This is a genomic window from Streptomyces sp. NPDC047525, assembly GCF_040643025.1.
In the GTDB taxonomy this organism is placed as follows: domain Bacteria; phylum Actinomycetota; class Actinomycetes; order Streptomycetales; family Streptomycetaceae; genus Streptomyces; species Streptomyces durmitorensis.
The window spans coordinates 1-13,097 of sequence record NZ_JBEYTL010000002.1 but is presented as its reverse complement, the minus strand read 5'-3'; the positions used below and the strand labels follow the sequence as shown (position 1 = coordinate 13,097).

Here is a 13,097-nt window from a genome sequence, read left to right as displayed (position 1 = left end):
GTGGCCTCAACCCGCCTTGAGCACCTCGGGGTTGGCGCAGTGCTCCAGCGGCTCGCCGCGCAGGAAACGGCCGACCTCGGCGGCCACGATGTCCGCGGCCTTGTGCGCGACCTGCTGGCTGCCGCCCGCGATGTGCGGGGTGAGGACGACTCCGGGGGCGGTGAGCAGCCGGGAGCCGGCGGGCAGCGGCTCCTCGGGGAAGACGTCGAAGCCCGCGCCGGAGAGGTGGCCCGAGTCCAGTGCGTCGCAGACGGCGTCGTAGTCGAGCAGCGCGCCGCGGGCGCAGTTGACGATGATCGAACCGCGGGGCATCGCGGCGATCTGCGCGCGGCCGATCATGCCCTTGGTCTCGTCGGTGACCCGGGCGTGCAGGGAGACGATGCGCGAGCGGCGCAGCAGTTCGGCGAGGGAGACCTGTTCGGCGATGCCCGCCAGCGCCTCGGGGCGAACGTAGGGGTCGTGCACCAGGACCTCGGCGCCCAGGGCGCGCAGGACCTTGGCGACGCGGCTGCCGATGGCGCCGTAGCCGATCAGTCCGACGGTGGCGCCGTCGATCTCGATGCCGCAGTTGTCGTAGTCGTAGTAGTCGCCGCGCCAGGTGCCCTTGCGCAGGTCGGTGTGGGCGTCGCCGACGCCGCGGGCGGCGGCGAGCAGCAGGGTGAGGGTGTGTTCGGCGGTGGCGGTGGCATTGCGGCCTGGGGCGTAGCAGACGGCGACGCCGTGCCGGGTCGCTGCTTCGAGGTTGGCGTTGACCGGGCCGCCTCGGCTGGTGCAGAACAGCTTCAGGTCGGGGCAGTCGGCGAGGATGCGCTCGGTGAGCGGGCCGTGCTCGGTGACACAGATCCGCACGCCCTGGAGCGCCTCGATCATCTCCTCCTCGCTGCCGGACGCCTCGATGACCTCGGCGACCGGTCCGAACGGCGTGTGCGGCCAGGGGAACTGGAGCTCGCGGACGTCCAGCGGCAGCTCCCCGGCGGCGGCGCGCACGGCCTCGGTGAACAGGCTCGGGCGGATGAAGTGGTTGCCGGCGGCGAGGACGGTGGTGCTCATGGGCGGGTGTCTCCTGAGGGGCGGTGCGGTCGGGTGGCCGGTCGGTGGGTCAGTGGACGTCGGGGATCTGGGTCGTCGCGGGGGTGTTGAGACGCAGGAGTGCGGTCTGCCCGTCCTCGATCCGGATCTCCGTGAGGGCGCCGTTGAGCAGCTGGGGGAAGACCCGGCGGTAGTCGGCGAGCGGGATGCCGAGGAGATGGCAGAGCGTGACCCGGACGAGGGTGGAGTGGGCGACGAGGAGGACCCTGCCGTTGGGCTGTTCGCGGGCGATGTCGGCCAGGCAGTCGGCGGCGCGTGCGGCGGCCTTGCGCGGGTCCTCGCCGCCGGGGAGGTGGTGGGCGACCGGGTCGTCGAGGAAGGCCGCGAGCTGCTCGGGAAAGCGCTGCCGCATCTCGTCCCTGGTCAGGCCGTCGCCCTCGCCGAAGTCGAGTTCGCACAGCCGCTCGTCGACGCGCGCGGTGAGGCCGCAGGCGTCGGCGGCGGGGGCGGCCGTGAGCCGGGCGCGGGAGAGCGGGGAGCTCCAGATCGCCGTGAGCCGCGCGCTGACGGCCCACTCGGCGAGCGCGGCTGCCTGCTCGTGTCCGTGCGGGGTGAGGGGCACGTCGGTGCGTCCCGCGTAGCGGTTCTCCGCGTGCCAGGCGGATTCACCGTGGCGTACGAGGATGAGGTCGGTCACTGTGCTGCCCTCCTGCGGGCGTGGTCGGCCACGGTCTGGTCGAGCCAGCCACGGCGGGTGAGTTCTGCGATGAAGCGGAGGTAGACGGGGAGGTAGCGGGCGGTGCGGGCCGGTGACGGGTGGATCTCCTCGCCGATCCGGACCATGGCGGCGGCCGCCTCCTGGAGGCCCACGCCGGAGGATGTGGCGGCGAGCACCGCCATGCCGATGGCGCCCTCGGCCTGTTCCGGCAGGCGTACGGGACGCCCGATGACCTCGGCGCGAAGGCGGCACCAGTAGCGGTTGCGGGCGCCGCCGCCGGTGAGGGTGAGCGGTCCGTCGACGGGGGCGCCGAGGTGGTCGAGGTAGTCGAGACAGAGCCGCTCCAGGCAGGCGACGCCGAGCAGTTGGGCGTGGAACTCGGTGGCGCGGTCGGGGACGGTCCCGAGGGTGAAGGGCTGGGCCTGCGGGGCGCGGAAGGGGAAGCGTTCGCCGCCGGTGGACACCAGGGGGTAGGTGACCGCGTCCGGGTCGAGCGCGGCGGCCCGCTCGGTGAGCGCGTCCAGGTCATCGCCGTGGAAGTGCCGGGAGATGACACCGGCGCCGCTGCTGGATGCGCCGCCCGGCAGCCACCTGTCGCCCGGTCCGCGGTGGCAGTACACGACGCCCGCCGGGTCGCGGACCAGGTGTGTGCTGGTGCCCTTGAGGACGAGGGTGGTGCCGAGCACCGAGTTCCAGGCGCCGGGTTCCAGGGCTCCGGCGCCGATCTGGGCGGCGCAGCCGTCGGTCATTCCGGCGACGAGAGTGGTGCCTTCGGGGATGCCGGTGGCTTCCGCGGCCTCGGCGCACACGGTGCCGAGCACCGTGCCGGGGCGTACGACGTCGGGCAACAGGCTCTCGGGGACGCCGAGTTCGGCCATGGCCTTGTGCGGCCAGCGCTCCTCGACCAGGTGGTAGCCGGTCTTGAGGGCATGGCTTGCGTCGGCGGCGACCTGGTGTCCGGCGAGACGCCAGGTGATCAGGTCGACCTGGTGGAGGAGCCGGGCTCCCGCTGTTGCCGCCGCCGCGTCGTGGTCCAGGAGCCAGCACAGCTTCGGCAGCGCCCAGGACGGCTGCATGCTGCGGTAGCCGAGCTCCCGCCAGACCTCGCCGCCCGCTTCGTTGACGGTCGCCGCCTGGTCGGCGGCGCGCCCGTCGTCGTACATCAGGGCGGGGGTGAGCGGGCGGCCCGCGGCGTCGGCGAGCAGGATCGTGCCGGAGGTGCCGTCGATGGCGAGCCCGCGGACGCGCCGCGCGTCGAGGCCGCTCAGCGCCTCGCGGCAGGCGGCGGACAGTGCGGTCCACCACTGCTCGGGATCCTGCTCATGGCGTACGCCGTCGCGGTGGCTGGTCAGCGGCCGGGAAGCTGCGGCGAGGAGCTGTCCGGTGCCGTCGACGGCGACGCAGCGGGCGCTCTGGGTGCCGAGGTCGAGGCCCAGCCAGATGCCGTCGAGGGAAGCGGGGGCAGGGTCGGTGGAACGGGTCTCAGACATCGATGCCTCCGGGGGCGGTGCGGTGGTCGTCGTCTCCGTGCGGGGGTGCGCCCGGCCCCGCCGCACCGCTCCCTTGCCATATCGCGCCGCCCCGCCAGCCGGCCTCGCGGGAGATGGTGCGCCGGCCGATGAAGTCCTCGTACAGGGCGGCGTAGAACTGGGCGCGCTCCGGGTCGGGTTCCCAACTGCTCTGCATCCGGACGTATTTGGCGGCAGCGGTGTGCATGCTGCTCTCGGCTCCGGAGCGGACGAGGCCGGTGAGGAAGGCGCCCTTGGCCCCCAGTTCGGTGTCGCCGGAGCGGGCGGTCGGCACTCCTGTCGCGTCGGCGATCAGCGCGCACCACGCGTCGCTGTTGGCGCCGCCGCCGCACAGCCGCAGCTCGCTCACGTCCGTACGGGCAGCGGCCAGCGAGTCGCGCAGGACCAGCGAGAGCCCGTCGAAGACGGCGCGGGCCAGGTCGGCGCGCGAGTGCTCGAGGGACAGACCCCAGAAGGAGCCGCGGGCGCGCGGGTCGAGGAACGGCGCACGTTCACCGGCCGGGGAGAGATAGGGCAGGAACATCAGCCCGCGGGCGCCCGGCTCCGACTCGAAGGCCAGCTGCGCGAGCTCCGGCGGCCCGGACGTCCCGAGCATCTGCGCGGCCCAGCCGAGGACTTCGGCGCCGTTGAGGGTCGGGAAGGCGCGGAGCACCCGTTCGCGGCCGCGGTAGGCGATGTTGATGCCGGACGGTTCGCCGCTGGTGTCGACGTCCGTGCGGACGATCTCCGTGCACAGGGTGGTGCCGAGGATGCTGCACGCCTGGCCGGGGTTGACCACGCCGACGCCGCGGGCGGTCGCGGCGATGTCGTACGGGGACATGACCACCGGAAGTCCGGCGGGAAGGCCCAGTTGGCCCGCGGCGTCGCCGGTGATCTCGGCGATCCGCTCGGACTCGCCGAGGACGGTGGGCAGGAGTCGGCGGTAGGCGCTCAGGCCGAACAGGTCCAGGATCTGCGGGTCGTAGTCCCCGGTGGTGTGGTCGAGGAACGGGGCCGAGGCGTCGGACTCGTCGCAGGCGCGGACACCGGTGAGACGCAGGAAGAGCCAGCCGGCGGCGGTGAGCGACGTGGCGGAGCGCGCGAGGCGGTCCGGGTCGTGGGCGGCGAGCCAGCTGAAGAGGGCGTTGGGCATGCCGGCGCAGGTCAGCGAGCCGTTGCGGCGGAAGGCCGCTTCGAGGACTCCCTCGCGCTGCCAGGCGGTGAGCAGGTCACCGGCCCTGCCGTCGGACCACAGGATCGCGGGCCCCGTGGGGCGGCCGTCCTCGTCGACGAGCCAGGCGCCGTCGCCCTGGGCGGTGAAGGACACCAGCCAGACGGGGTCGGCGAGGCCGGACAGGACGCTGCGGACGGTGTGCACGACGGCGTTCCACACGGCGTCCATGTCCTGTTCCGCCCAGCCGGGGTGGGGCCGCAGGACTTCGGTGGCGAGCCGCGCGACCGCGATCTCCTTGCCCTGGTCGTCGAAGACGACCGACTTGATCATCGTGGTGCCGACGTCAATGGTCAGTACGGACATCAGGTGGGTCCTTTCACGCCGGGGCCGAGGCGGTGGCGGGCGCGGCGTCCGGCGAGGCACTGGCCTTCTCCGCCGCACCCGCGTCGTCCGGCAGCTTCAGGAAGAGCGCGAGCACGGTGCTCACCGCATGCATCCCCGCGAAAATCCAGACCACCCCTGTGACGCCGAGCGGCCCGACGAAGACGGCGACGACCGCGGGGCCGACGAAGGTGCTGGCTCCCGCGCCCAGGTTGAGCGCGGCGAGCGCCTGTCCCTTGTGCCGCGGCTCCAGCGAGGGCACCAGTGCCGAAAGCGGTACATATCCGGCCAGCGTAGCGCCGTAGAAGGCGGCGGCCAGCAGGGCGAGAGGGAAGTTGTCGCCCGCCGCGTTCGGGACGTAGAAGAGCAGCAGCGTGCTGACGGTGCATCCGGCGCCGCCGAACCAGGCGATGGTCCTGCGCCAGCCGAAGCGGTCGCCCACCACGCCGAACAGCAGGTTGGCGAAGATGTTGGTCGCGAACATCGCGCTGAGCAGGTGCAGCCACTCGGTGAGGCTGAAGCCGACCGTCTTCGTGAAGTGGATCGGCATGATCACGAAGAAGCCGAACTGCGAGGCCGTGTTGATGACCCGGGCGAGCGAGCCCGCGCCGACCCGGGGGTTGCGCCACAGGACGGTGACGCTGCCGACGAGCGTGGCGAGCGGCCCTTCGCCCTCGCCGCGCTGCCGCTTACCGCCCCGGTCATCGCGGACGAGGAGCAGGGCGATCAGGCCGCCCGCGGCCACGAGGGCCAGCGCCGACCAAAGGGTGGCGTACGCGCCGATCTGCGGGATGAGTCCGCTGGCGACCAGCGAGCCGAGGGTGGGCAGACCGCCGGTGAAGGCGAACCAGAACCAGCCCATGGCCGTGCCGAGCCGGGCGCGAGGCGCCACCGAGGCGATCCAGACCAGGAAGCCGTAGGCGAAGAGCGGGTAGCCGAGGCCGCGCAGGCCGTACCCGAGCATCATCAGCGGATAGCTGGTCATGGGGATGGCCAGGACGAGGAAGAGCAGCTGGAAGACGCCCCAGATGCCAAGCCCTGTCCACGTCACGCGGCGCGGGCCCCACAGGTCGGAGAGCACTCCGGAGAGCCAGGCGGCGATGGCCGCGGCGCCTCCGTAGACGGTGAACAGGAGCGCGACCCGGGGCTGCGAGATGCCCTCGTCGATCAGGTAGGGCGAGAGATAGCCGGACTCGACCCCGTCTCCGATCATGAAGAGGAGCAGCCCGAGGTAGCCCCAGGCGAGGGTCGGCGGAATGCCCAGGCGTGTGATCAGCGAACGCGGAGGAGGGGGCAGAGAAGTCATCATCGACTCTCCCCTTTCTGCGGCAGGGGCAGGAGGGACGGACGAGCTGATGGAACAGCTGGCCGGAAAGGCGAGTCAATGGCGGCCGAAATCTTCCCATCGGGGCGGCGACCTGCCGTGTTGCGTCGCATCGGAGCCGCTCGCGGACGCCGCACTCGCCCGGCGGCGCGCGTTAAATCCGTGCGAACATAACGCGGCGAGTTCACACACGTGCCGCGCACGGCACAGGCAGAGCCCTGGCACCGCACAGGGCACGGACACCGGAGGGAGCGCTGCGATGGACCGGGTCGAGGCGCAGGAGGAACGGCGACGGCAGATGCGTGAGGCCGTCATCGGCCGCGGCTTCGTACGGACCGCGGACCTCGCCGAGGAGTTCCGCGTCAGCCTGATGACCGCGCACCGCGATCTGGACGCCCTCCAGGCACAGGGCTGGCTGCGCAAGGTGCGGGGCGGTGCGACCGGGCTGCCGTCGGCCCAGTTCCACGGCAGCGTCGCGGAGCGGATGGCGACCATGGCGCAGACCAAGCAGCTCCTGGCGCGGGCCGCGGCGACCCTCCTCGTGCCGGGCCAGACGGTGCTGCTCGACGACAGCACGACCTGCCTGCTGGTTGCGCACCAGGCCACCGAGCACACCCCGCTGACGGTGATCACCAACTCGCTGCCGGCCATCACCACGCTCGCGAAGGAACCCGGCATCTCGCTGATCACGCTGGGCGGTGCCTACTTCCCGGCGTACGACGCGTTCATGGGCCTGCACACCGCGGACGCGGTCCGCGCCTTTCGCGCCGACGTCCTCTTCATGTCCACGACGGCCGTCACCAACGGCCGCTGCTACCACACATCGCCGGAGACGGTGCAGGTCAAGCGGGCGATGATGGAGTGCGCGGCGCGCCGGGTGCTGGTCGCGGACCACACCAAGTTCTGCAAAGACGGTCTTTACGCGCTTGCGCCGCTGACCGACTTCGATCTGCTGATCGTGGACGACGGCCTCGCGGCGGAGCAGGTTCGGGCGGTGCGGGCGGCCGGGACCGAGGTGATGGTGGTCAACTCCGGCCCACGCCAGGCAGATCCGAGGTCAGATAGGAGATGACCATGTCCCCCAGCATCGTCCTGTAGTGCTCGCGGCGGGGCGCCTCGGTGAGGTCGCGGCCGAAGAGCGCGCGGAACGTGTGCCGGTTGGAGACCCGGAAGAAGCAGAACGAACTGATCATCGCGTGCAGGTCGACGGCGTCCACCTCGGCCGTGAACACGCCCTGCTCGCGCCCGGTCTCGAGGATCGAGGCGATAACGTCGATCGCCGGGGAGCTGAGGGAGGCCAGGCTCGGTGAGGCGCCGATGTGCTGCGCCTCGTGGATGTTCTCGATGCTGACGAGGCGGATGAAGTCCGGATGCGCCTCGTGGTGGTCGAAGGTGAGCTCGGCAAGGCGGCGGATGGCGGACACCGGGTCGAGATGCCCGACGTCGAGCTGCTGCTCCTCGTGCCGGATGACCTTGTACGCGCGCTCCAGGACCGCGGTGAACAGCTGGTCCTTGCTGCCGAAGTAGTAGTAGATCATCCGCTTCGTGGTCCGCATGCGGGCGGCGATCTCGTCCACCCTGGCCCCCGCATACCCCATGCGGGCGAACTCCTCGGTGGCCACGTCGAGGATCTCCCCCTGCGTACGGGCCGCGTCCCGGGTGCGCTTGGCGGGCGGTGACGACGGGGGGACTGCGGCGGCCATGCGGCTCCTCAGGGCGGACTCATCGGCGCCGGTCAGTCTAACCTCGGGCCGCCCCGGGGCTTTTGTGGCCGGTCGCCGACGTCCCCGGAGATCCAGGAGGTCACGCCCCCTGCTGGTGAAGATGCTGGGCGGCGAGCCGTACGGCCGCGTTCTGGGCCCCGTACCCCCGATAGCCGCCCGTGCGCTGCACCAACTCGAAGAAGACCCGCCCGACCGTGGCGGTGTAGCAGTGCAGGAACTCCCCGTTCTCGTCGCGGTCGTAGAGGATGCCGAGCTCCGCCAGCGTGGCCAGGCGCTCGGGATCGAGATCGTGGCGTGCGTCGAGGTCGTCGTAATAGTTGGCGGAAATCGGCAGCAGGCTCGCGCCGCGCTCCAGGAGGCGCCGGGCGGCGCCGACGATGTCGTCCGTCGCCAGCGCGATGTGCTGCAGGCGCGCGCCATCGGCGTCCGGCGCCGGCGCGATGTTGAGGACGATGCGCACTCCGCCGTCGGGTGACGCGACGGCCCGGCTGCGCACCAGGCCGTAGGGGTCGGCCAGATCGAGGCTGCCGTCCGCCTCCAGGCCGAGGACGCCGCGGTGGAACAGCGATGCCTCGTCGAACTGGTGCCAGGGCTGGGTGAGGGCGATGTGGTCGATACGGCGGATGGCGGCCGCGGACGGCTCTCCCCGCTCCCTCTGCTCTCCCCGCTCTCCCTGCTCTCCCGGAAGAGCGCGCGACGGCAGTTCGGTGAAGTCCCCGGTCCAACTGATGTGGTCGGCCTGCTCCGTGCGGCAGAAGAAGATCTCCGTGCCGTCGGGTGCGGCCACCGCGTCGAGGGGTGCGTCGAGACGGGCGCGACGGCGCGGCACCACGGGGGCGAGCACGGCCTCGGCGCGCCGTGCGGCTCCGTCGGGGTCGGGGGTCTCCACCCCGATGGCGGTCAGCGCCGGATCCTGACGGCGGCCGCTGACACCGGTGTTGAGCAGGATCCGGGCATCTCCCTGTTCCCACAGCTCGACCGGCTTCCAGGTGTGCCGTGCGGTGTGGGCGAAGCCGAGGGCGTCGAGCACGCCGCGCAGGGGTTCGGTGTCGGCCGCGGTCAGCTCGGCGAAGGCGAAGCCGGAGGGCGCGGACGCGGCGGGGAGCACGGACAGACCGGCCGACTCCTCCAGGAGGAGCAGCGAGCGGAGCGCGTCGACGGCGGTGGAGGCCGCCCCTGCCTGCCGGAAGACGTCGTTGAACACCTCGAGCGACAGGGGCCCTTGGTACCCGGCCGCCACCGTCGCGGCCACCAGAGGGGCGAGGTCGAAGCCGCCCTGGCCGGGGAAGCAGCGGTAGTGGCGGCTCCACTGGAGGACGTCCATGGCCATCAGCGGTGCGTCCGCCAGCTGAAGGAAGAAGATCTTCTCGCCGGGGATGTCCGCGATGCCCTTGGGGTCGGAGCCGCGGGAGAGGATGTGGAAGCTGTCGAGGCAGGTGCCGAGGGCGGGATGGTCCGCCTGCTCGACGATCCGCCAGGCGTGGTCGTACGTGCTGACGTGCCGGCCCCAGGCGAGTGCCTCGTAGGCGATACGGATGCCGTGGTCGGCCGCCCGGTCGGCGAGCAGCCCCAGTTGCTCGGCCGCGAGGGCGTCGTCGTCGACCGACTCCGGGGCGACGCTGGAGCAGACGAGGAGCAGATCCGCACCGAGGCGCTCCATCACGGCGAACTTGCGTTCCGCGCGCCGCAGATTGCGGGCGAGAGCGTCGGCGGGGACGGCCTCGAAATCGCGGAACGGCTGGTAGAGGTCGATGCTCAGGCCGAGGTCCGCGCAGCGCAGCCGGACCTCCTCAGGGCTGAGCGGGCTGCCGAGGAGATCGTTCTCGAAGATCTCCACACCGTCGAATCCGGCGGTGGCGACGGCGGTGAGCTTCTCGGACAGCGGACCGCTGAGCGAGACAGTGGCGATCGAGGTGCGCATGGTGTCCTCCTGTCGGGTCAGGGCCGGTCAGGCCGGGAAGGCGGCCAGATCGCCGAGGTCGGCGAGCATCGGTCCGGTGTGCGGTTCGAGTCCGGTGAAGAGCCGGAAGGCGTCGGCCGCCTGGAAGACGGCCATGCCGCCGCCGTCGAGGGTGCGGCAGCCGATGGCGCGGGCCTCGCGCAACAGCTCGGTCTCCAGCGGCCGGTAGACGACCTCGGCCACCCACAGGCCGGGCCTGAGCAGCGAGACCGCGAGGGGCAGGCCCGGGTGGGCGACCATGCCGGTCGGTGTGGCGTGGACGAGGCCGTCCGCGGCGGCGAGGCGCTCGGCCAGTGCCCCGGCCGGCGCGCACTGCGCACGGCCAGGCCCGAAGCGCGCGGTCAGCGCGGCGGCCAGGGTGGCGGCACGGGCCGGATCGTTGTCGACCAGGGTGACCCGGTCGACACCAAGGTTCAGCAGGGCGTGTGCCACGGCGGCGCCCGCCCCGCCGGCGCCGAGCTGGACGACGTCACCGGTCGGCGCGTCGGCCAGACCGCGGGCGAAGGACTGGGCGAAGCCGGTGGCATCGGTGTTGTGCCCGACGGCGCGTCCGTCCCTGAAGACGACGGTGTTCACGGCGCCGAGCTCGGCGGCCTCGGGGGAGAGCTCGTCCAGGTGCTCGATGACCAGCTGTTTGCAGGGGTGGGTGATGTTCAGCCCGTCGAAACCGAGGCGGTGGGCGGCGCGCACCAACTCACCTACGCCCTCGGGGGCTACGCCCAGGACGTCGATGTCGAGGGTGCGGTAGATGAGGCGCACACCGTGCCGGTCCGCCTCGCGTTCGTGCAGGGCGGGGCTCAGGGAGGGGCCGATACCGGAGCCGATCAGGCCGGTGAGGTACGAGGTCATCGAGTCTTCCTGTTGGTCGGCCGGGCACGGTTGATCGTGGCTCGGCGGAGCGCCCCCGGCGCGGCAGCGCTCCCCCGGCGTGTCCGGCTCACAGAGCGGCGGCCTCGCGGGCCTTCGCCGGTGTCTTCGCGTCCCCGGGGCGCAGGCCGAGATCGGCCGTGGGCACGCGGTGCGTCTCGCGCCCGGTGGCCACGGCGATGGCGCAGATCGCGCAGAAGGCGGCGGTGAAGGTCGCGACGCCGACCCACCTGTCACCGTCGGGGCCGTCGATCTGCGCCGCGAAGGTCACCGCGAAGCCGGCAATGGCGAACCCGATCTGGGTACCGATGGCCATGCCGGAGAGCCGGACCCTGGCGGGGAACATCTCGCCGTAGAACGAGGGCCAGATGCCGTTGGCCGCGCTGTAGACGACGCCGAACAGCAGCACTCCGGTCACGAAGACCAGCGGGTAGCTGGCGGTCGAGATCGCCCACAGATAGACGAAGATCATCACTCCGCTGCCGATCGCCCCGACGAGGAAGACGGGCCTGCGGCCGATCCGGTCGGAGAGCCTGGCCCAGAGCGGGATCGCGAGGAGAGCCACCGCGTTGGCGCTTCCGGCGACCCAGAGCATGCCCGTCTTGTCGAGACCGACCGCGTCACTCGTGGCGTACGAGAGGGCCCACACGGAGAAGATCGTGCTGACCGTCGCGATCAGCGCCGCCGCGACCACCCGCAGCACGTCGGCCCAGTGGTTCCTGAGCAGCTCCGCGAGAGGCATCTTGGCCACCGCCTGGTCGGCGGAGACCTGCTGGAAGACGGGGGTCTCCTCCAGGGTGCGGCGGATGACGTACCCGGCGACCGCGACGAGGGCGCTCAGCAGGAACGGGATGCGCCAGCCCCAGGTGTAGAGCTGCTCGTCCGGCAGCGCGGCGACCGGCAGGAACACCAGGGTCGCGAGGAGCTGACCGGCCTGGGTCCCGTTGAGGGTGAAGCTCGTGTAGTAGCCGCGCTGGTCTTCCGGCGCGTGCTCCAGTGTCATCGCGTTCGCGCTGGCCTGCTCACCGGCCGCGGACAGGCCCTGGAACACCCGCATCAGCACGAGCAGCACCGGGGCGACGGTGCCGACCTGCGCGTACGTGGGCAGGCAGCCGATGAGGAAGGTGGAGAGCCCCATGAGGATCAGCGTCCACACCATGATCTTCCGACGCCCGAGCCGGTCGCCGAAGTGACCGAGGACGAGAGCCCCGAGGGGGCGGGCGGCGTAGGCGACACCGAAGGTCGCCAGGGAGATCAGGGTGGCGGTGGCCGGGTCGTCCGGGTCGAAGAAGACCTTGGGGAAGACCAGGGCCGCGGCGCTGCCGTAGATGAAGAAGTCGTAGTACTCCAGCGCGCTGCCGATCCAGGCGGCGAAGGCGGCCTTGCGTGGCCTGCCCTGAGGCGGCACGGCCGACGCCTGGTCGGCCGGCGGGTGAGCGGACACGTGAACTCCTCGGGGGAGAGCAGCGCAACCACCCGCTGGGGCGGCTGCGAGGGGACGGGGGCCGGCGCTGCTGGGGGGAACGCCGCAACGGACGGGTGGCGAGCGGTGCGCACCCGGCACTGCTGTAGTTAACGCACTAGATAGTTAATTAACGTGGGTGTGATGCTGGCCCGCCCCTCGGGCCGTGTCAATACATCCGGCCGTAACAGACTGGCCGGATCCCATCGGGCGCCTTTCGGGGGCGGCCCCGAGAAGGGCCCCGTCGTGTTCTGCGATGGCCATGCGGTTCTGCGATGGCCATGCGGGCACGGACGTGCGTGGCGCAGCACGGCCGGCGTGCCGACTCGCCTCGAAGTGGTCCTGAAGATGCCTGCGGCGCTGGGCAGGGTCAAGGCAGAGCGCGGGCACTCCTCGTCGCCGCGGGGATGCAGCCTTCCCTGGCTGCGGACGGCTGGGCAGTGACCACCTTGCGGCCGGGCGCGGCCCCGCACCATGCCGTCGCACGAGCCGTGCTGGAACTCGAACAGCCGTCAGGTGGACACTCCCTGGACGAATTGCCGGGGCCGAAGGGAGCGGTCACCTAGCCGCGGTCACCGATGAGCGGCCAGCACTGCCGCGAGGCCCTCTTGCAGGTCCTTGACGAAATACTCGGGAACCTCCAACGACGGGAAGTGGCCCCCGGTTTCCGGCGACCTCCATCGGACGATCTGCCGGTACCGCTCCTGTGCCCAGGGGCGCGGACACTTCTCGATGTCGCGGGGATACATGGTGATGGCCGACGGGACGTCGACCCGAAGTTCGGGGTCCAGGGAGTTGTGGCTCTCGTAGTAGATGCGGGCCGCCGATGCGCCGGTCCGCGTCAGCCAGTACAGAGTGACGTCGTCGAGGATCCTGTCCATGGAAATCGTCTCGAACGGGCTGTCTTCGGTGTCCGACCACTCGGCGAACTTGTCGAGGATCCAGGCGAG

The 13,097-nt window shown here is 71.7% G+C and carries 10 protein-coding genes and 1 pseudogene; 1 reads left to right on the top strand and 10 read right to left on the bottom strand.

Going from position 1 to position 13,097, the window contains the following annotated elements; translation table 11 throughout:
- Positions 1-6: 6 nt before the first annotated feature.
- The 5 genes from ABZ833_RS05465 to ABZ833_RS05445 are packed head-to-tail and all read right to left on the bottom strand — an operon-like array spanning position 7 to position 6,119.
- Positions 7-1,050, bottom strand: a complete 1,044-nt coding sequence (locus ABZ833_RS05465; protein WP_361041447.1) for a 2-hydroxyacid dehydrogenase — start codon at positions 1,048-1,050, stop codon at positions 7-9.
- 49 nt (positions 1,051-1,099) lie between these two features.
- On the bottom strand, positions 1,100-1,726 hold the full coding sequence (locus ABZ833_RS05460) for a histidine phosphatase family protein (protein ID WP_361041444.1): 627 nt from the start codon (positions 1,724-1,726) through the stop codon (positions 1,100-1,102).
- Entirely contained in the window at positions 1,723-3,237 is a 1,515-nt protein-coding gene (locus ABZ833_RS05455) for an FGGY family carbohydrate kinase (protein ID WP_361041441.1), read from the bottom strand. Before ABZ833_RS05455 ends, ABZ833_RS05460 begins: the two co-directional genes overlap by 4 nt.
- Positions 3,230-4,792: an FGGY-family carbohydrate kinase gene (locus ABZ833_RS05450; RefSeq protein WP_361041438.1), complete on the bottom strand. Its 1,563-nt coding sequence runs from the start codon at positions 4,790-4,792 to the stop codon at positions 3,230-3,232. The genes ABZ833_RS05455 and ABZ833_RS05450 overlap by 8 nt, the downstream gene beginning before the upstream one ends.
- Before the next feature lie 13 nt (positions 4,793-4,805).
- Complete coding sequence (locus tag ABZ833_RS05445) at positions 4,806-6,119, bottom strand: MFS transporter (protein WP_361041435.1); 1,314 nt, start codon at positions 6,117-6,119, stop codon at positions 4,806-4,808.
- Positions 6,120-6,393: 274 nt separating this feature from the next.
- Here ABZ833_RS05445 and ABZ833_RS05440 point away from each other — a divergent pair, with 274 nt between their 5' ends.
- Positions 6,394-7,206 (top strand): DeoR/GlpR family DNA-binding transcription regulator, encoded by an 813-nt coding sequence (locus tag ABZ833_RS05440; protein ID WP_361041432.1) that lies wholly within the window; start codon positions 6,394-6,396, stop codon positions 7,204-7,206.
- On the opposite strand, the gene ABZ833_RS05435 is transcribed toward ABZ833_RS05440, so the two are convergent.
- The 5 genes and pseudogenes from ABZ833_RS05435 to ABZ833_RS05415 all read right to left on the bottom strand — a co-directional run.
- Entirely contained in the window at positions 7,160-7,837 is a 678-nt protein-coding gene (locus ABZ833_RS05435; protein ID WP_249591718.1) for a TetR/AcrR family transcriptional regulator, read from the bottom strand. The two genes, ABZ833_RS05440 and ABZ833_RS05435, sit on opposite strands and share 47 nt — an antisense overlap.
- Positions 7,838-7,937: 100 nt before the next feature.
- Entirely contained in the window at positions 7,938-9,779 is a 1,842-nt protein-coding gene (locus tag ABZ833_RS05430; RefSeq protein WP_361041427.1) for a TIM barrel protein, read from the bottom strand.
- A 27-nt stretch (positions 9,780-9,806) separates the two neighbouring features.
- Complete coding sequence (locus ABZ833_RS05425) at positions 9,807-10,667, bottom strand: shikimate dehydrogenase (RefSeq protein ID WP_361041424.1); 861 nt, start codon at positions 10,665-10,667, stop codon at positions 9,807-9,809.
- Positions 10,668-10,755: 88 nt separating this feature from the next.
- Complete coding sequence (locus ABZ833_RS05420) at positions 10,756-12,129, bottom strand: MFS transporter (protein ID WP_361041421.1); 1,374 nt, start codon at positions 12,127-12,129, stop codon at positions 10,756-10,758.
- Positions 12,130-12,719: 590 nt separating this feature from the next.
- Positions 12,720-13,097, bottom strand: a pseudogene (locus tag ABZ833_RS05415) (epoxide hydrolase); the annotation flags it as partial.